Source organism: Flavobacterium pectinovorum (assembly GCF_900142715.1).
GTDB lineage: Bacteria > Bacteroidota > Bacteroidia > Flavobacteriales > Flavobacteriaceae > Flavobacterium > Flavobacterium pectinovorum.
In genome coordinates this window covers 778,895-801,193 of sequence record NZ_FRBX01000001.1, presented here as the reverse complement: position 1 = coordinate 801,193, position 22,299 = coordinate 778,895, and the positions used below count along the sequence as shown (strand labels likewise).

General features: G+C 30.8%; 27 protein-coding genes. 19 read left to right on the top strand and 8 right to left on the bottom strand.

Going from position 1 to position 22,299, the window contains the following annotated elements; translation table 11 throughout:
• On the top strand, nt 1–474 hold the full coding sequence (rlmH, locus tag BUE22_RS03280; protein WP_073393702.1) for a 23S rRNA (pseudouridine(1915)-N(3))-methyltransferase RlmH: 474 nt from the start codon (nt 1–3) through the stop codon (nt 472–474).
• Nucleotides 475–518: 44 nt separating this feature from the next.
• Here the strand turns inward: rlmH and BUE22_RS03275 are convergent, their stop codons facing one another.
• The 3 genes from BUE22_RS03275 to folP form a co-directional block, all read right to left on the bottom strand.
• Complete coding sequence (locus BUE22_RS03275) at nt 519–1,151, bottom strand: hypothetical protein (RefSeq protein ID WP_073394264.1); 633 nt, start codon at nt 1,149–1,151, stop codon at nt 519–521.
• Between the two features lie 87 nt (nt 1,152–1,238).
• Nucleotides 1,239–1,877, bottom strand: a complete 639-nt coding sequence (locus tag BUE22_RS03270) for a hypothetical protein (protein WP_073393701.1) — start codon at nt 1,875–1,877, stop codon at nt 1,239–1,241.
• A 17-nt stretch (nt 1,878–1,894) separates the two neighbouring features.
• Nucleotides 1,895–2,722, bottom strand: a complete 828-nt coding sequence (folP, locus tag BUE22_RS03265; protein WP_073393700.1) for a dihydropteroate synthase — start codon at nt 2,720–2,722, stop codon at nt 1,895–1,897.
• A 195-nt stretch (nt 2,723–2,917) separates the two neighbouring features.
• Between folP and BUE22_RS03260 the strand changes: the two genes are divergently transcribed.
• From BUE22_RS03260 to tpiA, 7 genes are all read left to right on the top strand, one after another.
• Nucleotides 2,918–3,460 (top strand): DUF1599 domain-containing protein, encoded by a 543-nt coding sequence (locus BUE22_RS03260; protein ID WP_042564323.1) that lies wholly within the window; start codon nt 2,918–2,920, stop codon nt 3,458–3,460.
• Between the two features lie 87 nt (nt 3,461–3,547).
• Nucleotides 3,548–4,648, top strand: a complete 1,101-nt coding sequence (locus tag BUE22_RS03255) for a BT_3928 family protein (RefSeq protein ID WP_073393699.1) — start codon at nt 3,548–3,550, stop codon at nt 4,646–4,648.
• A 108-nt stretch (nt 4,649–4,756) separates the two neighbouring features.
• Nucleotides 4,757–5,230, top strand: coding sequence for a DUF6934 family protein (locus tag BUE22_RS03250; RefSeq protein WP_042564321.1), 474 nt, complete (start codon nt 4,757–4,759; stop codon nt 5,228–5,230).
• Complete coding sequence (locus BUE22_RS23660; RefSeq protein WP_159438457.1) at nt 5,227–5,379, top strand: hypothetical protein; 153 nt, start codon at nt 5,227–5,229, stop codon at nt 5,377–5,379. The genes BUE22_RS03250 and BUE22_RS23660 overlap by 4 nt, the downstream gene beginning before the upstream one ends.
• Nucleotides 5,380–5,453: 74 nt before the next feature.
• A complete protein-coding gene (locus BUE22_RS03245; RefSeq protein ID WP_073393698.1) occupies nt 5,454–6,116 on the top strand; it encodes a dienelactone hydrolase family protein in 663 nt (220 codons plus the stop codon).
• Between the two features lie 401 nt (nt 6,117–6,517).
• Complete coding sequence (locus BUE22_RS03240; protein ID WP_073393697.1) at nt 6,518–7,012, top strand: TlpA family protein disulfide reductase; 495 nt, start codon at nt 6,518–6,520, stop codon at nt 7,010–7,012.
• Nucleotides 7,013–7,093: 81 nt separating this feature from the next.
• Nucleotides 7,094–7,846 carry a triose-phosphate isomerase gene (tpiA, locus tag BUE22_RS03235; protein WP_042564318.1) on the top strand — a complete coding sequence of 251 codons (753 nt, stop codon included), beginning with the start codon at nt 7,094–7,096 and terminating at the stop codon, nt 7,844–7,846.
• A gap of 198 nt (nt 7,847–8,044) precedes the next feature.
• Here the strand turns inward: tpiA and BUE22_RS03230 are convergent, their stop codons facing one another.
• Together BUE22_RS03230 and BUE22_RS03225 are read right to left on the bottom strand one after the other, a co-directional pair.
• Nucleotides 8,045–10,384: a hypothetical protein gene (locus tag BUE22_RS03230; protein WP_073393696.1), complete on the bottom strand. Its 2,340-nt coding sequence runs from the start codon at nt 10,382–10,384 to the stop codon at nt 8,045–8,047.
• Nucleotides 10,344–11,480 (bottom strand): hypothetical protein, encoded by a 1,137-nt coding sequence (locus BUE22_RS03225; protein ID WP_073393695.1) that lies wholly within the window; start codon nt 11,478–11,480, stop codon nt 10,344–10,346. The genes BUE22_RS03230 and BUE22_RS03225 overlap by 41 nt, the downstream gene beginning before the upstream one ends.
• A 111-nt stretch (nt 11,481–11,591) precedes the next feature.
• Here BUE22_RS03225 and prmA point away from each other — a divergent pair, with 111 nt between their 5' ends.
• From prmA to BUE22_RS03200, 5 genes are all read left to right on the top strand, one after another.
• Nucleotides 11,592–12,425, top strand: coding sequence for a 50S ribosomal protein L11 methyltransferase (prmA, locus tag BUE22_RS03220; RefSeq protein ID WP_073393694.1), 834 nt, complete (start codon nt 11,592–11,594; stop codon nt 12,423–12,425).
• Nucleotides 12,426–12,460: 35 nt separating this feature from the next.
• Nucleotides 12,461–12,736, top strand: a complete 276-nt coding sequence (locus tag BUE22_RS03215; RefSeq protein ID WP_029269514.1) for an ATP-dependent Clp protease adaptor ClpS — start codon at nt 12,461–12,463, stop codon at nt 12,734–12,736.
• 64 nt (nt 12,737–12,800) lie between these two features.
• On the top strand, nt 12,801–14,072 hold the full coding sequence (locus tag BUE22_RS03210; protein ID WP_073393693.1) for a sterol desaturase family protein: 1,272 nt from the start codon (nt 12,801–12,803) through the stop codon (nt 14,070–14,072).
• Between the two features lie 5 nt (nt 14,073–14,077).
• Nucleotides 14,078–14,752: a lysoplasmalogenase gene (locus tag BUE22_RS03205; protein ID WP_073394263.1), complete on the top strand. Its 675-nt coding sequence runs from the start codon at nt 14,078–14,080 to the stop codon at nt 14,750–14,752.
• Nucleotides 14,753–14,889: 137 nt separating this feature from the next.
• The gene (locus tag BUE22_RS03200; protein ID WP_042564313.1) at nt 14,890–15,342 is read left to right on the top strand and encodes a hypothetical protein; all 453 of its coding nucleotides are present in this window, start codon (nt 14,890–14,892) and stop codon (nt 15,340–15,342) included.
• Between the two features lie 134 nt (nt 15,343–15,476).
• On the opposite strand, the gene BUE22_RS03195 is transcribed toward BUE22_RS03200, so the two are convergent.
• Entirely contained in the window at nt 15,477–16,382 is a 906-nt protein-coding gene (locus tag BUE22_RS03195) for an IS3 family transposase (protein ID WP_089075934.1), read from the bottom strand.
• 8 nt (nt 16,383–16,390) lie between these two features.
• Complete coding sequence (locus BUE22_RS03190; protein ID WP_073393692.1) at nt 16,391–16,771, bottom strand: hypothetical protein; 381 nt, start codon at nt 16,769–16,771, stop codon at nt 16,391–16,393.
• A 298-nt stretch (nt 16,772–17,069) separates the two neighbouring features.
• Here BUE22_RS03190 and BUE22_RS03185 point away from each other — a divergent pair, with 298 nt between their 5' ends.
• The 6 genes from BUE22_RS03185 (at nt 17,070) to BUE22_RS03160 (ending at nt 21,587) form a co-directional block, all read left to right on the top strand.
• Entirely contained in the window at nt 17,070–17,858 is a 789-nt protein-coding gene (locus BUE22_RS03185) for an arylamine N-acetyltransferase family protein (RefSeq protein ID WP_084540198.1), read from the top strand.
• 283 nt (nt 17,859–18,141) lie between these two features.
• Nucleotides 18,142–18,960, top strand: coding sequence for a 3-deoxy-8-phosphooctulonate synthase (kdsA, locus tag BUE22_RS03180; RefSeq protein ID WP_073393691.1), 819 nt, complete (start codon nt 18,142–18,144; stop codon nt 18,958–18,960).
• Nucleotides 18,961–18,982: 22 nt separating this feature from the next.
• Nucleotides 18,983–19,885, top strand: coding sequence for a hypothetical protein (locus tag BUE22_RS03175; protein ID WP_073393690.1), 903 nt, complete (start codon nt 18,983–18,985; stop codon nt 19,883–19,885).
• Between the two features lie 176 nt (nt 19,886–20,061).
• Nucleotides 20,062–20,739 carry a YiiX family permuted papain-like enzyme gene (locus BUE22_RS03170; protein WP_073393689.1) on the top strand — a complete coding sequence of 226 codons (678 nt, stop codon included), beginning with the start codon at nt 20,062–20,064 and terminating at the stop codon, nt 20,737–20,739.
• A gap of 88 nt (nt 20,740–20,827) precedes the next feature.
• A complete protein-coding gene (locus tag BUE22_RS03165; RefSeq protein ID WP_042564309.1) occupies nt 20,828–21,280 on the top strand; it encodes a hypothetical protein in 453 nt (150 codons plus the stop codon).
• 4 nt (nt 21,281–21,284) lie between these two features.
• On the top strand, nt 21,285–21,587 hold the full coding sequence (locus BUE22_RS03160) for a hypothetical protein (RefSeq protein WP_073393688.1): 303 nt from the start codon (nt 21,285–21,287) through the stop codon (nt 21,585–21,587).
• Nucleotides 21,588–21,652: 65 nt separating this feature from the next.
• Here the strand turns inward: BUE22_RS03160 and BUE22_RS03155 are convergent, their stop codons facing one another.
• Nucleotides 21,653–22,294, bottom strand: coding sequence for a porin family protein (locus tag BUE22_RS03155; RefSeq protein ID WP_073393687.1), 642 nt, complete (start codon nt 22,292–22,294; stop codon nt 21,653–21,655).
• Nucleotides 22,295–22,299: the final 5 nt, after the last annotated feature.

Genomic DNA, 22,299 nt, shown 5'->3' with positions numbered 1-22,299 from the left:
ATGAACATCAAACTTATCGCCATTGGCAAAACCGACAATAAATCGCTGCAGACTTTAATCGACGATTATACGAAACGTTTGTCGTTTTATATCAAATTTGATTTGGAAATTATTCCGGATATCAAAAACGTGAAGAATTTATCTGAAAGTCAGCAAAAGGAAAAAGAAGGCGAATTGATTCTGTCCAAATTAACACCAACAGATCAGTTGATTTTATTGGATGAAAACGGAAAAAACTTCTCCAGCGTTGGTTTTTCTGAAGAATTGCAAAAGAAAATGAACTCGGGAATTAAAACTTTGGTTTTTGTAATTGGCGGTCCTTACGGATTTTCAGATACGGTTTACAGCAAAGCTAAGGGAAAAATTTCACTTTCGCTAATGACGTTTTCGCATCAAATGGTTCGCTTGTTTTTTATCGAACAATTGTACCGCGGATTTACGATTTTAAGAAATGAACCTTATCATCATCAATAGAAAAGCTTTGTTTTTTTTAGTTTCAGGTTTTATTTGTTTCAAGTTTAGAAGATAAATTCTACCGGGAGTTTATCAAGATTGTAAGACACATATTTTTGCAGTAAAATTTTATGTTGGATATATTCTTCATAACTCATGTTCTTATCGAATAAAAATACGACATCCGGCACCCTTTCAAACTTTATACTATAAAAACGTTGTAATATTTCTGATATTTTTATTTCCTTATTTCCCATCAAAACTTCCTTTTTTCCTTTTCTAAAACGAAATACAAAATTTTCTTTATTTGGTTTTTCCATTTTATAATACACTTTCGTGAAAGGCAAAAAGGCTAAATTCTTTCCAACAGAATCTGCGTAGGAATAATAATTCTCGGCTTTTTCGTTTTTGTGGGCTTTTTCGACTCGCTTTTTTTCCTGTAGTTTTATTACTTCCGGAATTACCAATCTTAACGGTAAACGTTTGTCAATATTGAAAATCCAGTTGGTTGAAATAATGCTGTTTTTTCGGTTTACTTCTGCAATTGTATCTTTTTCTTCTATTTTTAAAAAGATATAAATTGGTGAAAGATCTTCGACATTTTTAACGATTGAAATATTTGATTTTGGAAGTAGAACGTCTTTTTTTTCTTCGCAGGAAAAAAGTAAAAGAGCGATAATTAAACTAAAGTATTTCATATTTAAAATTCTAGATTTATAAAAATATCTATTTATTGATTTTGGTGTTTTCATCATCATTTTAATTAAAAAACAAGTTTCAATTAATTATTTTTTATTTGAATTCTTTTCAAAATCAGGAATACAAAAACTTCCTATTGCTCCTGAAGAAAATGTAAAGACAATATTTTCTTTATAAAACATTTGTGAACAATTATTTGAATTTTCTTTTTGTTCGGTTTTACTTAAATTATGGTCAAAAAACAAATAGCTCAAAACTCCCATTCCTCTAAATCCATATTCAATTTTTATGGGTTTTCCACTTGATATTCCCATAGAATTCACATTTTCCAGTTTTTCATAAAGTTCTGTAAAAGTGTTATTGCTCCAATTAAGTTTCTTTTTAACTACATCTAATGATTTCGTTTTTCCGTCATATTCGCTATTAAAATGAGAATCTTTCGGTTCTTCATAATCTTCAAAATCTACATCCCATTGTTGAAAAAGCAAATCATTTTTATCTGGAATATTTGTTGGCTCATAAACAACCAAATTGATATTATCAGAAGAGTTATATCGTATTGTAACGTAATAATTTTTTGGAACTATTTTTTCAAAATATTCTTTCAGCTCTTTTATATCCTTAGATTTATATTCATAATTTTTTTTCAAATCTGATACATTTTTATCATTACAGCCCGATATAAAAATTGCTAGAAAAACTAAATAGAATATTTTTTTTGTCATGTTATTTTCTTTAGATCTTATTTTGAATTCATTTTATCAAACAAAGTCACACATTCCGTCGCCTCTTTTACATCGTGCACACGCAAAATTTTAGCCCCTTTTGTCAATGCAATGGTATTCAGAAACGTTGTTCCGTTTAAAGCTTCTTGTGCTGTATTATTTAGCGTTTTATAAATCATTGATTTTCTGGAAATTCCGACTAAAACTGGCAATTCTAATACATTAAAAAGTTCCATTTTCTGCATGACTTCATAATTTTGATCGGTTGTTTTGGCGAATCCGAAACCGGGATCTAAGATTAAATCATTAATTCCGAGACTTCTTGCTTTTTTTACTTTTTCAGAAAAATAGAAAAGCATTTCTTTTACAATGTCCTCATATTGCGTTAGACTCTGCATTGTTTGCGGGTTTCCACGCATGTGCATCATAATGTACGGAACATTATATTTTGCAATTACATCAAACATTTTATCGTCTAATTCTCCCGCTGCAATATCGTTTATAATCGCTGCACCGCTTTCTATACTTGCATTCGCAACTTCGGCTCTAAAAGTATCGATTGATAATAAAGCTTCCGGAAAATGGTTTAAAATCAATTCAATTGCAGGAACAATTCGGTCAATTTCTTCCTGTTCGGTAACAAATTCGGCACTTGGTTTGCTCGAATAAGCACCAATATCAATAAACGTTGCTCCCTCGGAAAGCATTTTATCTACTTGTGAGATTATTTCGTCTTCATTACTATATTTTCCACCGTCAAAAAAAGAATTTGGCGTTACATTCAAAATTCCCATTACTTTAGGAATCGACAAATCAATAAGTTGGCCTTTGCAGTTAATTAGCATCTCTTGTTATTTTTGTTTCAGGTTTCAAGTTTCAAGTTTCACAACTTTTGTTTCAAGTTATTTTTGTTTCAGGTTTCAAGTTACTCAGCTTGCGCAATCTACTTCAACCTGAAACTTTAAACTTGAAACTTTTTTCATAAACTCTTTAATTTTATCCTTATTTTTGAAGAAATTTTAGCAAATATACAGCAATAAATGAAGAATACTTCCCTTGAATTTGATAATGTAATTACGGTTTGCCGTACTTTATTTATCAATAAAATGAAAGATTATGGTAGTGCATGGCGCATTTTAAGATTGCCATCATTAACCGATCAGATATTCATAAAAGCACAAAGAATCAGAAGTTTACAGGAAAACGAAGTTCGCAAAGTTGATGAAGATGAAAAAGGAGAATTCATCGGAATTATTAATTATTCGATTATGGCCCTGATTCAGTTAGAATTAGGCGTTGTTGACCAGCCTGATCTTGATGTAGAAAAAGCAACCGAATTATACGACGCTAAAGTTAAGTTAACCAAAGAGTTAATGGAAGCCAAAAATCACGATTACGGCGAAGCATGGCGCGATATGCGCGTAAGTTCATTGACCGATTTGATTCTGCAAAAATTACTTCGCGTAAAGCAAATTGAAGATAATAAAGGCAAAACTTTAGTTTCTGAAGGCATCGACGCGAATTATCAGGATATGATTAATTATTCTGTTTTTGCTTTAATCCTAAATCCTATAAACAAATAAAATTCCAATTTTTAAATTCCAAAACCCAAGTTATAGAATTGGAATTTGGAATTTCTTTATTGAGATTTAAATTTTAATACTTTCCCCATGAAAAATATCATTACTCAATTCTCCCGATTATTTGTCGGCGTATTATTTATCATTTCAGGATTAATTAAACTGAATGATCCGGTTGGTTTCTCTTATAAATTGGCCGAATATTTTAGTGAGCCTGTTTTCAATATGCCATTTTTAGAGCCTTTAGCTTTAGGTTTGGCGATCTTTTTAGTGATTTTAGAAGTAGTTTTGGGTGTAATGTTATTGGTGGGTTACAAATCAAAACTTACCATTTGGGCTTTATTGCTTTTAATTGTTTTCTTCACATTCCTTACCTTCTACTCTGCTTATTTTGATGTAGTTAAAGATTGTGGATGTTTTGGAGATGCTTTACACTTAACTCCTTGGCAATCGTTTACAAAAGATATTGTTTTACTTTTCTTTATTCTAATTTTATTCATCAATAAAAAGCTGGTAAAACGTTTATTCTCAAAGACAGTTACCAATATTATTACGCTAATTGCTATCGTATTATGTGTTGTTATGGCTGTTTGGGTTTTAAACCATAATCCTATAAAAGATTTCCGTCCGTTTAAAGTAGGAAGCAACATCGAAAAAGGTATGGAAATTCCGGAAGGTGCACCAAAATCGGTAGTTGAAATGACTTTTATCTACAAAGTAAATGGTGTTGATAAAGAATTTACAGAAAAAGATCTAGCCAATATTCCGGAAGGTGCCACTTTTGTTGACAGAAAAGATAAAGTAATTACAGAAGGTTATGTTCCGCCAATTCATGATTTTTCGATGACAAAAGACGATTCTGATTATAAAGAAGAATTGCTGAAAGAACCAAAATTATTGATTTTTGTGACATACGATTTGGCTTTATCAAATCCTGAAGGAATGAAAAAGTTAGAAGATGTAAATAAAGAGGCAAAATCAAAAGGATATAAAGTTATCGCGATGACAGCTTCCGGAGCTGATGAAATTGCAAAAGCTAAAAAACAATATGGCTTAAATGTCGATTTTTATTTCTGCGATGCTACAACTTTAAAAACAATTGAAAGAGCAAATCCTAGTATTGTGGTTTTAGAGAACGGAACTGTAATTCAGAAAGTTCATTATAATGATGTTGATGATTTAAATCTTTAAGACTCTCGATATAGTATCTAATAAAACATATAATTCAAAAAAGCTACAATTATTTTGTAGCTTTTTTTTTACTTATTTTTTATATTTTTGTAGATTTAAATTAAAATAATGAAACATTTAAAATATGAACTTTATCGAAATACTGAAACAACTATTTTTGAATTTAAAAGCATTGGTCCTAATGGAGAAATAACGAAAGTCATAATCTTTAATGCAACTCAATCTAAAGAAATTTATAATCTGGCATTCGGAGATTTGATATATGATGAAGTTCATAAAAGATATATTTTAGATGATTCAATAATTACAAATAATGGAGACCGAAATAAAATTTTAGCAACAGTTGCCAGCTCAGTTTATATTTTTACAGAAAAATATCCTAAAAAGATGGTCTTTTTTAAAGGCAGTACACTCGCTAGAACACGTTTATACAGAAGGGCACTTTCAATTAATTTAGAAGAATTGTCCGAAACTTTTATTATCTTTGGATCAATAAAGAATGAGTTTGGAAACGTTAACAGCGTACCTTTCAAATCAAATGGTGATTTTTTTGGTTTTATTATAAAAAGAAAAGAATTATGAAAACTACAGTAAAGAAAGTTTTAACTGAAAACAAAAATACTCCTATAAATTCTAAAGTAAAAATTGATAAAAAATTGGACGATTTAAAAATTATACAATCAAATAAACAAGAAGAAGTAAATAAACTCACCTTTAATTTGAATTTTTAACTTTTATAAACTAATACTACACTATAAAGTCCTTTTAAAAATTGGGCTTTTTTTATAAAAAACAATTAAGTTTTATGAAATTACAAAAATTACCGTTTCTTCTACTAGCAATTTTATCAAGCTTTATTGCTGTTAGCCAATCTCAGATCGCAAACAAAGATCAACGCTACATCTTCTTCTTTCATAATAAATTTGTAGAAGAAAACGATTTAAGTGTTGCCCATCCTGAATATGGAAAAGCAGAGTATAACGAGATTATAGATTCATTTAAAAAAGATAATTTTATTGTTATCAGCGAAAAAAGAAAGAAAAATACTAATGCGTATGACTATGCTGAAAAAACAGTAAAACAAATTAAAAAACTTCTTAAAAAAGGTGTTTCTCCAAATAAAATTACTGTTATCGGAACATCAAAAGGCGGTTATATTGCTGAATATGTTTCTACTTTGCTAGCTAATCCAGATGTAAATTTTGTTTTTATTGGATGCTTTATGGACACCGATATCGAACAAATTCCGGATATTAATTTCTGTGGAAACATTTTAACGATTTATGAAGAATCAGATATTTATGGTGTTGATGCTACAAAACGAAAAGAAACTTCAAAATTGAAAATAAATCATTTCAAACAAATCAAATTACATACAAATCTAAAACATGGCTTTTTATATAAAGCTTTAGACGAATGGATTGTTCCAAGTAAAAAATGGGCGAATGGCAATTATGATTTGAATTAAATTCTAAAAATCATATTTAAAAGACTTCGGTAAATTCTAAATTAGAAAATTTTATTGAAGTCTTTTTTTTGCTTTAATCTGACGTTTTTTGGCTCCAAAAAAAACCTTCTTTCATTAAAAATATCTTTTTTCTCATTTTCTTTAGAAAACATTTTCCGGAATATAATATAATTTCAAGTTTTTCAAGTGAACTATTACGATTTCAAAGCGCTTTTTTTAACCGAAATTTCCCGTTTTGTGATAAAATAAACGAGTCTTCAAATTTTGTTAATCTCCATTTGGCATTCGATTTGTTTGTTTAACTTTGTTCGGAACCTTAATTTATGAAATTGCTCTGATTTGAATTTGCAGATTCATTTCCTGAAAAGCAATTTAAAGTACATTACAAATATTATTTTAATATGAAACAAATAGCGCTAATTGTTATTGCATTTATTACTTTTTCATGTTCACAAGCTCAGAAAACAAGTTTTTCAAAAGAGGCTTTGTCTGAAAAATTATTAACTCTTGACGGAGGTCAGACTTCTTTCAAGAACATTCTTAAAAAATACAAAGGAAAAACTTTGGTTATCGAAGTTTGGGCTTCCTGGTGTGGTGATTGCGTAAAAGCAATGCCTAAATTAAAAGAACTTCAGGCGAATAATCCTGATGTTTCTTACTTATTCCTTTCGGCAGATAAAACGGCTGACAAATGGAAAGCCGGAATTGAAAAACACGAATTAAAAGGCGATCACTTTATGATGAACGACGGTATGAAAGGTGTTTTTGGAAAAGCAATTGATCTTGATTGGATTCCTAGATACATTGTCGTTGACAAAACTGGTAAAATTGTATTATACCGCGCCATAGAAACTGATTTTGATAAAATCAATGAAACTTTAAAAGGTTTAAAATAAAATTTGAATGGTAATGTCAATGCTGGATTCAATTTAATATAAGAATAAAAAACAAAAAAAAGAATAATAAAAACTACCAAAATGAGAAAAAAGATTGTTGCAGGAAACTGGAAAATGCATAAAAACGCAGGACAAACTGAAGAATTATTAAGTGAATTAATTACAAAAATACCAGCACAAACAACTGCGCAAGTAATTGTTGCACCTACATTTGTAAATTTACAAGCTGCTGCTGCTAAAGTAAAAAACACAACTATTGGTGTTGCTGCACAAAACGTTCACCAAGCGGAAGGCGGAGCTTTTACAGGAGAAATTTCTGCAGACATGCTAACTAGTATTGGTGTAAACACTGTAATTCTTGGTCACTCTGAGCGTCGTGCTATTTTTCACGAAACAGATGCATTGATCGCAAGCAAAGTTGATACAGCTTTGAAACATGATATGACTGTAATTTTCTGTTTTGGTGAAGAACTAAAAGATCGTCAATCTGGAAATCACTTCAACATTGTTGAAAACCAATTGCGTGACGGAATTTTTCATATTGCAAAAGAATCTTGGTCTAAAGTTGTTTTAGCTTATGAGCCAGTTTGGGCAATTGGAACCGGAGAAACTGCTTCTCCTGAACAAGCGCAGGAAATGCACGAATTTATCAGAGAAACAATCCGTAAAGCTTTTGGAGCTGATATCGCTGATGAAGTTTCTATTTTATACGGTGGTTCTGTGAAACCGGATAACGCTAAAGAAATCTTCGGTAAACCAGACGTAGATGGTGGTTTAATTGGAGGTGCAGCTTTAAAAGCTGATGACTTTTTAGCGATTGTAACGGCTATCTAATTTTAGATTTTAGATTTTAGATTTTAGATTTTAGATTTTAGATTTTAGATTTTAGATTTTAGATTTTAGATTTTAGATTTTAGATTTTAGATTTTAGATAAAAAAAACTCCATTTGCTTCGCAATGGAGTTTTTTTATTGGAATTTGGAATTTAAAAATTGGAATCTCTAAATTATATCACTTATATGGTAAAAAAAATTAGTTTATAAATGATTGCAACAACGGACAATTGTACTTTTTAAAAGTTGGTGTTGTTTTATAAAGCGAATAAAAATCTACAAGCTCCTTCCCTGCTTTAAATGGATTTTTTTCTTCTTCTTCGGCAGAAATAATATTAGCATAATGATTGTAATAGTTACATTCAAAAATCATTAAACTGGCCAGAGCTTTTTCATTTTTATTTTTAGACATTTTTAAGGCTTTTTCATAATACATTTTTGCCATTGTTAAACTGTAATAATTGCCTTTTTGGTATGTTTTTTCTTTTTCAGAATTATCTCCATAAACATAATCAACATAGGATTCGCCAGATGTCCAATCATAAGCAACCATCATCCAGGAATTTCCTAAATAAGAAACATTAAAATAAGCATTTGCCAATTGCAGATTGCCCGACGCTGTGTTTTGCTTTTTCAACTGAATTAATTTTGCAATAAATTCGGCTTTATTAAAACGGTAATCAAATTTTCGTTCTTCTTGTTTTTGCAGAATTTTGGGGGTAAAAGGGTTTTCATTTAGAAAATCTGTAAAGGAATAATTCTTTTCCCAAAAATCTTTAGGCATACTTGAAAAGGTTTCATAAGCCAATTCTAAATCATTGTTTCTGAAAGCAATTGTTCCTTTTAGATCTTTGTAATAATCAATATTTGGCGCAATTGTTCCTGAGCAAATGTATTTTTCAAATGGGGTTTTATCTTCTTTTTGTTGTAGTGCAATCAATTTATCAACGTCTTCAACGGTTGCAGTTCGTTCAAAATAACCAATGTAGTTATAGAAATAAGGAGTATTATAATATCCTGAATATTCTCCTTCATTCTTAAGATCCGATTTCATCATTAATAAACCTGCTGTAACGCGATCATTTTTTTTATAGAATTCACCGCTTGCTATTCTATATAAACTGTATAAGTTTTTGAACAATCCGTTATCCGTTTCAATTAAATTTTCAACAGAATCAAAGTATTTAAAAAGCTGATTTTGCACTGTTTCGTTTTTCAAATCATCTTGTTTTAAGGAAACTAATGCTAACTGAATATTTTTCTGCATTTGTATCGATAGATTGGCTTTATCAGAAATCATATTGGTATATTTTTTCCCCAACTCGATATCATCATCCATAAAACAAAGCTGTGCAATTGCAGCGGTTATATACTCTTTTTGTTCACCGGAAGTTTGTTCCCGAATAGCAATCAGAAAATATTCTAACTCTCTTAAATACAGAATGTCTTTATTGAAATTTTCATTTTTAGCATTGACGTAATCTCCGTACCAATCAGTTCCTTCAAACACAACCGATGGACTTCCGTTTGTGGTATATTGCGGTGTAAAAATCCAGTCTTCGAGTTTATTTATTTCTCTTCCAATTAAAAAACTTAAATTCAAACTATTCGGGCTCAATTCGTAAACTTCTTTGATTGTTTTTAAATCGGGAGCCGGATTACGAAAACTTTCAATTGACAGAATCACACTTCGTTCTTCATTATTTTGGACCAAAGCCAAAGTTTCGGCAGTTAATTTCCAATTATAATGCTGTAAAACAGCAAATGATTTTTCTTCGCAAGTAGCAAAAACTTTACTCAATAAATAATTCTGCAAAGGCAAATCATCAATGCATAAGGCTTTATAATACAAAGCCCAAGGTTGAAGAATTGTATTTTTATTTTCTGCAAAATAAGTATCGTATAAGCGAATAACTTCATTTTTATCCTGAGCGTAAAAACTATATCTGAGAATTAAAAAAGCATAACGCTGTTTTAAAAAGGGATCTTTTGCAGTTTTAATTTTCTTTTCGAAATCTTCTAAATCTGCTAATTTATGATCTTTGCTATTGTAACCGACTTGTTCCCAGGATTCCCATTTTACATCGATATTACTGTTATATTCAAGTTTTTTAGCAAATAAAATATAGTTTAAAAAGACTTTGTTTTTTGGCAACAATAAAGCTTCAATAAAAGTGTTTTTTTCGAACGCTTTTTTTAATGATTTAGATTCAAAAGCATTTTCAAATTGTTCAGCATCTGTTTCGTACAAAATGGTGTGAACATCTTTTGGGTTAATTTTATTTCCTAATTTCTTCTGCCATTCTAAACAATTCAGTTCCTGATCTACGCCCGAAACTGTATTGGTTGAATAGTAATAATCTGCAGAATAATAAAACGGGGTTAGTTTAAAAAAACCTTCTCGTTGTGCTTTAAACAATACCAATCTGCTGGTTTCCGGCGAAACACTCCATCCGCAGGCAAATGAAACCTGCAGGCTTAAAAAGAAAAGTAAACTACTAAAAACGCGCATAATAGCTGGATATATTTTGGGTTCCATAATCGTTGATGTATTTTTTATCAAAAGAAAAAAACGTCACTTTGGTTTGATTATCAATCTTGATTTTATCTTTTATAATCGAAATCATTTTGTCTAATTCTTCTTCAGAAATTTTCTCGATTCTAATCTCGTCTCCGTTTCGCAAATAAGTTTGCCCAACCAAAACATCATCTTCTAAAACATATTTAGATTCAGTTGATTTCTTCAATTTTATCGAATCTTTCAGTAACTGATCATAATCTGATAAAATTCCTTTAAACTGATTCCCTCTAAAAACAACTGCCCAACTATATAACGGCAACGCAATATCGAGTTTGAGTTTATATTCGCCGTGTGTAATATATTGTGCTAATTCATTACTTGTTCCTATCGAATTTTTAGTTTTAAAATCATCTGGTTTTGTCAAATTATAACACATCAATAAACCTTTATCTACTGGCGGAATTCCGGCTTTTGAAGCAAATTTATATTGCCAAAGCCTGATTGTAGCAGATATTTGCGCTGTTGGAAATTCTTTTTTGATTTGTTTTAATAAATAAAAATAATTGTCTTTAGATTTTTCAGACCAATCGCAATCAATTAGAATTTCCTTAAAATCAACTTTTAATTTCGCTAATTCTAACGCTTTTATTGAATCGTAATTGATTCGTTTATAGTCTTTTTGTTTGTAATAATCTTTGGGGTAAACAATTGCATTGGCGATTACATCTGCTTTTGTTTCGTTCATTTTTACACCAATTTGATTAACGCGTTGTGCAATTCTAACCACCAAACTATCCAATTGCTTTTTAGTCGATTGTAAAACAACTTCATTGGTAATAAAGACACTTGGTGTAATATCAGGATTGCTTTCGTTTAAACTGACATTTCCAATGGTTGCCACCGGTAAAGGTTCTTTTGCATACGGATTCCAATCTACGTCAAAAAAGCGAACATATAGGTGTTTTACATCCAATTCTCTCATTAAAGAATCATCTTCTTTCTGAAAATTTAAATCAGTTTTCCAATAACAAAAAGATCGGATTACTTCGTGGTCGTTCTCACACGAAGCGCCGTTTAAAACCGCAAAGAGTAAAATATAGATGGTATTCTTCATAAATTAAATCAGTAGAAATTTGAATCAAAATTAACATTAATCTTCTTGAGAATATGATTTATTTTTAAAGAACTTCAACTTTGGATTCTTACCTTTGCAAAAAAATTATTTATGTCGAATATATATTTAGGATATCATTTTACGATTGAACCGAAAGAACCCGGATCAGAAATTTTAATTGCTGAATTAGGCGAAAAAGCATTTGAAACTTTTACAGAAACAGAAACCGGAATTTCGGCTTATGTGAAGAAAGATTTGTGGGATGAGAATATTCTGGATGACATTTATATTTTAGAATCTGAAGAATTTAAAATTGAATATACCGTTGAAGAAATCGATCAGGTAAACTGGAACGAGGAATGGGAAAAGAACTTTGAAGCGATTGATGTTGACGGAAAATGCCACGTACGCGCTCCTTTTCATGAAAAAACCGATGCTGAATTTGATATTGTAATCGAACCTAAAATGAGTTTTGGAACCGGTCATCATGAAACAACACATATGATGATTCAGCATTTATTAGAAATGGATGTTGAAGGTTTAAAAACGTTAGACATGGGCTGCGGAACTGCAATTTTAGCGATTTTGGCAGAAATGAAAGGTGCTCAGCCAATTGATGCTATTGATATTGACAACTGGTGTTATTTGAATTCTATCGAAAATGCTGAACGCAATAACTGCAAACACATTACCGTTTATGAAGGTGACGCCGCTTTATTAGCCGGAAAAAAATACGATTTAATTATTGCCAACATCAACCGTAATATTTTGCTAAACGATATGCAAAGTTATGTTAATTCTTTAAACCCAAAAGGAATTATACTTTTTAGCGGTTTTTATGAAGAAGATATTCCGTTTATTGATGCTTCCTGCACGGAGAAAGGTTTGACTTATGTTAAAAAATTTCAAAGAAACAACTGGGTTTCATTAAAATACGTAAATTAGATAGTAATTACAAACAGTACAAAAACCTAAAAAACATGAGTACTAAAGAAAAAGTAAGAGAAAGAGTTCGCGAGAAAGAAGCGACAGGTTTTAATAACGAGATCATTGTTTATAATGACGATGTAAATACTTTTGATCATGTTATCGATACTTTAATGCGCGTTTGTAATCATACACCTGAGCAAGCAGAACAATGTTCTTTAATTGTACATTACAACGGAAAATGCACCGTAAAAACAGGTCCGATGGACAAACTTAAACCTCAATGTACACAGCTTTTAGAAGCAGGACTTAGCGCAGAGATTGTTTAATTGTGAATAATTTAAAAAATGTTATAAAATATTCTATATTTGAATATTTTATAACATTTTTTTTATGGAAGAATATGGAAAGATATTAATTATCGCTACGCCTATTTTTTTAGTTTTAATTATAATTGAAAAAATATACGGCATCTATAAAAAAGAAGACACTGCGCCTTTAATTGACAGTGTTTCAAGCATCAGTTCCGGAATTACCAATTCTGTAAAGGATGTTTTGGGTTTAAGCCTGACTTTTATTTCATACGAATGGCTGGTTTCTAAAATTGCCGTTTTCCATCTTGAAGCTTCTGTTTTATCTTATTGTATTGCCTTTTTTGTTATTGATTTTTACGGATATTGGAGCCACAGACTGGCACATCAAATAAATTTTCTTTGGAACAAACATGCAATTCATCACAGTAGTGAAGAGTTTAATTTAGCCTGTGCATTGCGCCAGCCTATTGCGAGTCTGGTTAATTTATTCACTTTTTTATTGATTCCTGCTGCATTATTGGGCGTTCCGGCCACAGTGATCGCGATTACTTTGCCTTTGCATCTATTTTTACAATTTTGGTATCATACCAAACATATTAAAAAAATGGGTTTTATAGAACACATTTTGGTAACTCCTTCGCATCATCGTGTTCATCATGCTATAAATCCTGAATATTTAGACAAAAACCATTCGCAGATATTTATTTTTTGGGATAAACTTTTTGGTACTTTTCAGGCAGAAATGGATGATGTTCCGCCTGTATTTGGCATTACAAGACCGGTGCAAACCTGGAATCCGATTAAGATCAATTTCCAACATCTTATTTTATTAATCAAAGATGCCTGGCGTGCCGAAAACTGGAAAGATAAATTTACCATTTGGTTTAAACCAACAGGCTGGCGACCAGAAAATTTTGAAGAAAAATATCCTGTCCATAAAATTGAAAATGTGTATGATTTTGAAAAATACGGAACTCAAAATTCACAAAAACTAGTTTATTGGTCGGTTACTCAAATGTTGATTACCCTTTTGTTTGTCACTTATTTATTTGATAATATTGCCAAAATTGGTTTGCCCAATATTTTTGTTTATGGCTTTTTTATCCTGATAACGATTTACAGTTATAGTGAATTAATGGATAAAAGTAAATATGCAATTTTTTGGGAAGGTTTCCGTTTTCTAATTGTCATTGCAATCATTTCTTATTATGGCGACTGGTTTGGGCTAAATCAGGTTTTTCCATTTTCAAATTACATCATTTTAAGTTTTTTAAGTTTTTCATTTATAGCCACAATTTATTTTGTAGCTATCGATTTTAAATCTCCCCCCGGTATAACACTCAATTCCTGATGACTATGAAACACACCTTATTTTTCAAAATTTATTTTTTTATCAGCCTTATTTATTTGCTTGCGCTGCTTTTGGGATATGAATATTTGGATCTGTATTTAAAACCTACTTTGATTCCGTTATTAGGTTTTGCGGTTTACGCTTACAAAAGATTCCCGTCGCGAAATTTACTCTTAGCTGCATTAGCATTTTCTTGGATTGGCGATATTGTTTTATTATTTGCAGATATAGCTGAAATTTATTTTATTCTGGCGTTAGCTTCTTTTCTGATTTCGCATCTCCTATATTGTACACTTTTTAACAAACAAAAAACCGTTGAAATTAGAAACAATATAGTTTTTAGAATTGGATGTCTTATTATTTTACTTTATGTCGTAGGAATGATTTCTTTTTTACTGCCAACTTTGGGCAGTTTAAAAGTTCCCGTAATCATTTATGCATTCGTGATTTCAACTATGCTTTTATTTGCTTTTAATGGTTTTTTAAGCTGGTCGAAACCGGGAAACAAATATGTTTTTTACGGGGCTATTATTTTTGTCATTTCTGATAGTATTCTGGCAATTAATAAGTTTTATACTTCAATAGAAAAAGGTTCGTTTTTTATTATGCTTACTTATCTTGTGGCACAATATCTGCTTGTACTTGGAATATTAGAACTGAATCCACAAAAGGAAGAATAATTTAGTTTAATTTTAAAGTCGATGACATAGATTACACAGATTTGCGCCTATAACAAATTATTTTATTCTTTTTTAATTCCTTAATCTGTGGCAAAACTATTTTACTTTTACATTTGTACGACCAATACTCTTAAACCATGAAAAAAATAGCATTTTTTATCATTTTACTTATAACTGCAACCTCGTGTATAAGTACTAAATCGACTTTGAAAAATGTAGATGACAATGCTCCTGATTTAGTTTTAAAAAAAGACAATACTTTTGTTATTACGCTTTTTAGTAAAGACAAAAAGTACGGTTACGATCCTGATTATCCGATCAATATTTTTTTCAGAAATACGAGAGATGAGGCTTTAAACGAAACTCGTTTCCTGAATGCTTTAGCCGGACCAAATGGTGAAAAAATCACGTATTCAAGATTGGAAACCTGTTGCCCCTTCCCAACCAAACGAAGCGATATGGGCGCTGGATTCCTTAATGTTTATGAACTAAAATGGGAAGGCCAAAAAAAACCTGTCATACTTTATTTGAATATTTATGAGAAAGGAATCTTGATGGTTCCTATGGGATTGAGTTTGAAGAAGGAGTAGATTTTAAATTATTAATTCCTTGTTTTCGCTAGCGCGAGCGTCCCGCTCGTGCCCGCATGCTTGTCTCGTCCTGAAAAAAGTTTACATATTTATACTTAATCCTAAAATAGATTTACAGTCATATTTTAGTCCTGCTATTGGTTTACAATAGTAGGGCTTTTTACATAATAATTCTTCCATAATTTTTCTGTTTTTATATTGTATTGATGTACCTGGTTTGGTGTAAGGTTACCTATGCTCATATGAGGCCTTTCGTTGTTATATAACTTAATGACGGCGTCCAATAATTCCTTGGCTTCTTGTATATCATCGATCTTATAATCATCCAAATATTCTTCCTTTATAATTCCATTAACGCGTTCTGCTATTGCATTTTCTAAAGGATCTCCATTTTCTGTCATACTGATGCCAATATTATTGGTTTCTAATAACTTTACATATTCATTACTGCAGTATTGTGAACCTCTATCGGAATGATGTATTAATTGCAATTTATTTTCTTCCGAAAAATTAGATATTGCCATTTGTAAAGCCTGAATTGTTTCTGCGGTTTGTAAATTATCGCCTAAATGATACCCAACAATCTTTCTGGAGTAAGCATCAGTAACAAAACTTATGTATGCAAAACTATCTTTAATCCTCCAATAAGTTATATCGCTTACCCATAGTTGATTAGGACTCGTTGGAACAAAATCTCTAATAAGATTGGGATATTTCCTAAACCTATGAAATGAATCAGTAGTAATAGTTGGTTTTTTCTTACGCCTAATTAATAGATAATTAGCAGATAAAACATCAAAAAGCCTATCTCTACCCATTTTTATTTGATGCTCTAATAAGAAAGGTTGTAAAAGTTCATATAGCTTTCTTCCTCCTATATGACGATGATTTTTTCTAATTTTTAATACCTCACAAACAATTAATTCATCTTCAAAAGCAAGTTGTTCCTGATACCAAAAATGTTGATAATATGCTTGTCGGGTTATACCAAGTAATTGGCAAAATTTGCCTAAACCAATTTTAGGATAATTGTGTTTCAACTCCTGAATTACTTGGTATTGGACTTTTTTACAATTTTAATTTTAAATTCCTGTTCAGCTATCTCTATCATTTTACGATAAGCTTCAGCTAAAAGTCGAGCTTCTTGAAGTTCTTTTTTTAGCTGAGATAAAGACTCTTGTCCTTCTTTATCAGATAATTTATTTGTTTGCTCTTTCATCCTAGGTAAAGATACTATACTAGGATTTGAATAATCAAAACCTATTTCTTTCAGCCAATAAGTTAATCTTGTATGTCCAATATTGTATTTATTCTCAATTTCTCTTTTTGTCAATGTTCCGGTTAAAAAATCATTACAAACAAATCGTTTAAATTCTTCACTGTACTTAGATTGCCATTTTGAAGATGATGTTTTTGAATATCTTTCCATATTTTTACACTTTTGTGTAAACCTATTTTAGGACAAGACAAGATTGGAAATACAGCTCTGCTCGAAATTATTCTGATAATAACCATACTGTTTTACAAATAGATCTAAATTGATTTTGATTGCGGGCACGAGCGGGACGCTCGCGCTAGCCATGGGAAATTGAAAATGATTAAGTTTTTTTTATAAACTTATAGAAATCAATCACTTTGAAAATCCTTGAAAAATAAGTTAAATTATCTCTTTACTTACATAAATGCCTTAATTTTGATTGTATTCATAAAATGCAAAAAAAAATAAAATGGAACAATCGAAAAATCATAAAATTGAAGCTTCAAGTTTCGATTTACAGCAATATTTAAAGAGAATTAATTTTGAAGGAGAAATTCAATTGAATTTAGAAGGTATAAAAAAATTGATGCAAAGCCAGATTTTTAGTGTGCCTTTTGAAAATATTGATGTACAGGCCGGAAAAGTTATTTCCTTAATTGGTGATGATATTGTAAACCAAATTGTGACTAAAAAACGTGGCGGATATTGTTATCAAATTAACGGTATCTTTTCGTTATTGCTTCAGGAAATTGGTCTTCCGCATTATTATATTGCGGTTCGCCCTTTGGTAAATCCAGATCCGAATGCTAAAACACATTTGTCCATAGTTGCTACCATCGAAAATGAAGATTATCTTATTGATCTGGGGTTTGGCGGCAACAGTATTAGAGAACCTTTAAAACTGAGTGAAATTGGAACTGAGATTCAGCATGATTTTGACACTTTTACTTTGGTCAAAACTGAAGAAAATGAATTTTTACTGCAAATTCTAATCGGAAAAGAATGGTCTAATCTCTATTCGTTTGATCTTAATCCTCAACGATGGATCGATTTTAAACCTGCCAATCATTATAATTACTCACATCCTGATTCTGTTTTTACCCAAAAATTGATTGTGGTTTTACAAAATCCGTTGGGCAAAAAAATATTATCAAAAAATTCGTTAAAATCAGTGACAAACGGGATTGCCGAAATTATTTCTTTTGAAGATGATCAGTTGGATGCTATTTTGGAAACAGAATTTAATTTGAAGGTATAATTGAGAAATTGTTTTGAAGAGATATTCCTAATCAAATCCCATAATTCCACTACAATTCTAGCCCTGATAGCAGCGGAAATCCTTTTTTGAGAAAGCCTATTTTTTCTGGTTTTTGCAGAGCGACCAGCGGAAGCTCCTGCAAAGACCTAGAAAAAAAGGGTTTGGAGAAAAAGATTGCAGCGGGCAGTCCCGATAGCTATCGGGAGGCTTCTTAAAATAATCTTAAATCTTCATCTTGTATTCATAAATCATAACTACCTTTGCACTGTCAAAAAATCATATTATGAACATACAACATATTCCACAAATTAAGCATACTGATAATGGGAATTTCTTTTTATTGGCGGGACCTTGCGCTATTGAAGGAGAAGAAATGGCTCTCAGGATTGCTGAAAAATTAGTTGGTATTACCGACAAACTTCAGATTCCTTATGTATTTAAAGGATCATTTAAAAAAGCGAACCGTTCGAGAATTGATAGTTTTTCTGGAATTGGTGACGAAAAAGCATTAAAAATTTTAAGAAAAGTTTCTGAAACTTTTCATATTCCAACCGTAACGGATATTCATACTAATGAAGATGCTGATATGGCTGCGCAATATGTAGATGTTTTACAAATTCCGGCTTTTCTTGTACGCCAGACTGATCTTGTTGTTGCTGCAGCAAATACAGGAAAAGTGGTGAACTTGAAAAAAGGACAATTTATGAGTCCGGAAAGCATGAAACATGCTGTACAAAAAGTATTAGACTGTCAGAATGAGAATGTTATGGTTACAGACCGTGGTACAATGTTTGGTTACCAGGACATGATTGTTGATTTTAGAGGAATCCCTACTATGCAACAATATGCTTCTACTGTTTTGGATGTTACACATTCATTACAACAACCTAATCAAACTGCGGGTGTTACCGGAGGAAGACCTGATATGATTGAAACTGTTGCCAAAGCGGGTATTGCTGTGGGTGTTGACGGTATTTTTATCGAAACACACTTTGACCCTGCTAATGCAAAAAGTGATGGTGCTAACATGTTGCATTTAGACTATTTTGAAGATCTAATGACTAAGTTAGTTGCTATAAGAAAAACTGTAAACGCCTTTTAATTTTTATTATACAATCAATTCATTGAAAAATAAATTTTTATTCTTGCCTTTCTTTTTAATGTGTTTTGCTGTAAATACATTTGCTCAGGAAGAAATTGCAATACAAAATAAATATACAGCACACAATAAAGGAAAGTTCTTTGTAATGTGGGGTGGAAACAGAGAAAGCTACTCAAAGTCTGATGTAACTTTTAGAGGAAAAGATTATAATTTTACTGTTGATAACATGCAGGCGCATGACAAACCGAAAGGCTGGCATGTAGATTATATTAATCCTGCTAACATGACTATTCCGCAAACTAATTTGAGATTAGGTTATTTTTTTAGTGATCATTATAGTGTTACAATTGGTGTTGACCACATGAAATATGTAATGTCACAAAATCAAATTGCAAATGTTACCGGAGACATCAATTTGCCAGCAGATCAGGCTGGTTCAATTTACAATGGAAATTACAACAATACACCTGTAGACATGTCTCAAGGTGGTGCTATGGAAGGTGGCGGTACTCTTAACGGTGGTACTCCATTTTTAATTTATGAGCATACTGATGGTTTAAACTACATTAATACTGAGGTTTCAAGATTTGATGATATTTCGAAATTGTTTACTCTTCCGAATATTGATAAAGTTCAAATTAACTTAACTGAAGGTTTGGGTGCAGGAGTTTTATATCCTAAAACAAATACAACACTTTTAGGAAAAGAGCGTCATGATGATTTTCACGTTTCTGGTTATGGTGTTTCTGCAAAAGCAGGTATCAACGTTACTTTTTTCAAACACTTCTACATTCAGGGAGAGTTAAAAGGTGGTTACATTAACATGCAGGATATTAGAACTACAACAAGTAATGAAGATAAAGCTTCTCAAGATTTTTTCTTCTTTCAGCGTATTATTGCCGTTGGAGGTATATTTAGAATCTAATATTTCTTAAAATATATTTATAAAATAGCTGTCATTTTATTTGGCAGCTATTTTTTTTATTATTTACTTTGTAATTCAAAGTACTTTATATAATGTTTGTTTTTTTTAGTTAATATTAAAAAACTGAAATAAGAAATGATGGAATTTAAAGTATATTTAAGATTTAAAAATTCAACATGAAAAAAATGAAATACATCTTTTTAGGAACTACATTTTTAATTAGTTTTTGCTGTGCTTTGTATGTGGCAACATTGGTATTTCCTAACAATCCGTTTTCTGGAACAAAACCGCAAAACACACTATCTGATAAAGTTCAGGATGGAGATATTATTTTTCAAACTTCAGAATCTAAGCAATGTGAAGCGGTGAAAATTGCGACTAACTCAAAATTTTCACATTGCGGAATTATCTTCTTTATCAATGACAGGAAATTTGTTTTTGAAGCTGTTCAGCCTGTCAAAATAACGTTGCTGGATGAATGGATAAAACACGGTAAAGAAAATAAATATGTTGTGAAAAGATTGAAAAATGCAGAAAAAATTTTGACTGCAAATACTTTACAAAAGATGAAAGATTATGGACAGCAATTTAACGGTAAAGAATATGATGCTTATTTTGAATGGACGGATAATAGAATCTACTGTTCTGAATTGGTCTGGAAAATATATAAAACGGGAGCCGGTATCGAATTGTGTCCATTACAGGAATTAAAAGATTTTAATTTGAAAGATGAAAGAGTTCAAAAAATATTAAAGGAAAGATACGGAAATGATATTCCGCTTACTGAAAAAGTAGTCTCACCTTCTAACCTAGCCGATTCTAATTTGTTAAAAACTGTAATCGATACTTATTAAAAAAGCATACAAAGCTAATTTAAAACTCAAATTAGCTTTTTTATTTATTATTTTACTTTGAGTTTCAAAGAACTTTTAAAATTATTATATGAAAGATTATATTATTGAAAAAATGTATGAATGGTCCAGAAAACCATATCAAAAGTATTTTAAAAAGAGTATTCCGTGGGAAATTGATAAAGATGAATTATTACAATATCCAGTAGATTCTCTTGGGTTTGGTTTGGGTAATTTCCTTGACAAAAATCATTTTGATATTCAGCCAAAACTAGAAGATCACGACATTATTCATGTTTTAACAAACACGGGGATTTCGGTTGCTGATGAAATCGGAATGCAATATTATCTTTTAGGAAACGGGAAAAGAAGTTTGTATCTATTTATGGTTATTCTTTCGGGCACTCCTTTTTATCTGCGCCATATCAATTATTTTTTTCAACAATATAAAAGAGGCAAACAAGCTCTTCCCTTTCATTATCTCGATTTTTCAAAAATGCTTTCCATATCTATTCAATCAATTCAAAAAACATTTAAAATTTAATTTTATGAAAACAACTGAAAAACCTTTTGAAGAAAAACAATCGACAGAATTGGCTATCGGCAGTTTTATTGTCAGCACCATTTTATTTGTACTTTATATTGCTACAAATGCCAATCCGAATATTTTAATTGTTGCTTTTCCATTTGTGGCATCAGCAATAGTACTTAACGCTATAATGTTATTCCATCTTATTGATAAGTTTATTGAACTCACAGAACAGAGAAAAGACATAGCGGTTAAAATTTTAATTCTTTTGTCTAATATTCCTGTTACAATGTTGTATTATTCGATCGTAATGAAATTGTAATTATAAAAAAAAAGAAGCTATCTCAAAACGAGACGGCTTCCTTTTCAACAAAAATGAAAAATGAATTATTGTAAAAAATAACCAAGCGTTAATTGAAAAACTCTGTTTTTCATATTATTATCGATGTAACGATTTGCATCTCCATCTTTAAATACATTAGAATAAGAAATATTGTATCTTACATCTGTATAAAATTTATTTTTTAATTGATACCCCAAACCGAAGTTTACAGAAGTATCTATACCGCTCGAATACTCTTTTAGATTAAAACTCTCTTGATTTTCGTAGCCTAAAAAATTATCGTGATATTTATTATTAGCTTTCAGTAATATTCCTATTTGAGGCCCGGCTTCTAGGCTTAATCCTTTTATCACGTAATATTTCAACATTACGGGAATATTTAAATAATTCAATTCAATAGTGCTTTTATAATGGGAATTTGTTACTTCTTCATCAGAAAAAGTAATTTTTGTTCCTTGTTGGCTGTATAACAATTCAGGTTGAAGAGAAAAATTCTTCGCCATAGGAATCTCGACCATAATTCCTGCAGTAAATCCTGTTTTACCTGATGAATTCAATTCGCTTTCATCAACAGTCAGATTTGAGATATTTAAACCTGCTTTCACGCCTAGTTTTACTTTTTCAGTTTGTCCCATAACAGTCACGCCAAAAAAAAGTGTGCTTAAGATTAGTATATATTTTTTCATAGTAT

Excerpts from the sequence above, each read along its gene's own strand:
- rlmH (WP_073393702.1), top strand. The coding sequence starts at position 1 with ATGAACATCAAACTTATCGCCATTGGCAAAACCGACAATAAATCGCTG.
- BUE22_RS03275 (WP_073394264.1), bottom strand. The coding sequence starts at position 1,151 with ATGAAATACTTTAGTTTAATTATCGCTCTTTTACTTTTTTCCTGCGAA.
- BUE22_RS03270 (WP_073393701.1), bottom strand. The coding sequence starts at position 1,877 with ATGACAAAAAAAATATTCTATTTAGTTTTTCTAGCAATTTTTATATCG.
- folP (WP_073393700.1), bottom strand. The coding sequence starts at position 2,722 with ATGCTAATTAACTGCAAAGGCCAACTTATTGATTTGTCGATTCCTAAA.
- BUE22_RS03260 (WP_042564323.1), top strand. The coding sequence starts at position 2,918 with ATGAAGAATACTTCCCTTGAATTTGATAATGTAATTACGGTTTGCCGT.
- BUE22_RS03255 (WP_073393699.1), top strand. The coding sequence starts at position 3,548 with ATGAAAAATATCATTACTCAATTCTCCCGATTATTTGTCGGCGTATTA.
- BUE22_RS03250 (WP_042564321.1), top strand. The coding sequence starts at position 4,757 with ATGAAACATTTAAAATATGAACTTTATCGAAATACTGAAACAACTATT.
- BUE22_RS23660 (WP_159438457.1), top strand. The coding sequence starts at position 5,227 with ATGAAAACTACAGTAAAGAAAGTTTTAACTGAAAACAAAAATACTCCT.
- BUE22_RS03245 (WP_073393698.1), top strand. The coding sequence starts at position 5,454 with ATGAAATTACAAAAATTACCGTTTCTTCTACTAGCAATTTTATCAAGC.
- BUE22_RS03240 (WP_073393697.1), top strand. The coding sequence starts at position 6,518 with ATGAAACAAATAGCGCTAATTGTTATTGCATTTATTACTTTTTCATGT.
- tpiA (WP_042564318.1), top strand. The coding sequence starts at position 7,094 with ATGAGAAAAAAGATTGTTGCAGGAAACTGGAAAATGCATAAAAACGCA.
- BUE22_RS03230 (WP_073393696.1), bottom strand. The coding sequence starts at position 10,384 with ATGGAACCCAAAATATATCCAGCTATTATGCGCGTTTTTAGTAGTTTA.
- BUE22_RS03225 (WP_073393695.1), bottom strand. The coding sequence starts at position 11,480 with ATGAAGAATACCATCTATATTTTACTCTTTGCGGTTTTAAACGGCGCT.
- prmA (WP_073393694.1), top strand. The coding sequence starts at position 11,592 with ATGTCGAATATATATTTAGGATATCATTTTACGATTGAACCGAAAGAA.
- BUE22_RS03215 (WP_029269514.1), top strand. The coding sequence starts at position 12,461 with ATGAGTACTAAAGAAAAAGTAAGAGAAAGAGTTCGCGAGAAAGAAGCG.
- BUE22_RS03210 (WP_073393693.1), top strand. The coding sequence starts at position 12,801 with ATGGAAGAATATGGAAAGATATTAATTATCGCTACGCCTATTTTTTTA.
- BUE22_RS03205 (WP_073394263.1), top strand. The coding sequence starts at position 14,078 with ATGAAACACACCTTATTTTTCAAAATTTATTTTTTTATCAGCCTTATT.
- BUE22_RS03200 (WP_042564313.1), top strand. The coding sequence starts at position 14,890 with ATGAAAAAAATAGCATTTTTTATCATTTTACTTATAACTGCAACCTCG.
- BUE22_RS03190 (WP_073393692.1), bottom strand. The coding sequence starts at position 16,771 with ATGGAAAGATATTCAAAAACATCATCTTCAAAATGGCAATCTAAGTAC.
- BUE22_RS03185 (WP_084540198.1), top strand. The coding sequence starts at position 17,070 with ATGGAACAATCGAAAAATCATAAAATTGAAGCTTCAAGTTTCGATTTA.
- kdsA (WP_073393691.1), top strand. The coding sequence starts at position 18,142 with ATGAACATACAACATATTCCACAAATTAAGCATACTGATAATGGGAAT.
- BUE22_RS03170 (WP_073393689.1), top strand. The coding sequence starts at position 20,062 with ATGAAAAAAATGAAATACATCTTTTTAGGAACTACATTTTTAATTAGT.
- BUE22_RS03165 (WP_042564309.1), top strand. The coding sequence starts at position 20,828 with ATGAAAGATTATATTATTGAAAAAATGTATGAATGGTCCAGAAAACCA.
- BUE22_RS03160 (WP_073393688.1), top strand. The coding sequence starts at position 21,285 with ATGAAAACAACTGAAAAACCTTTTGAAGAAAAACAATCGACAGAATTG.
- BUE22_RS03155 (WP_073393687.1), bottom strand. The coding sequence starts at position 22,294 with ATGAAAAAATATATACTAATCTTAAGCACACTTTTTTTTGGCGTGACT.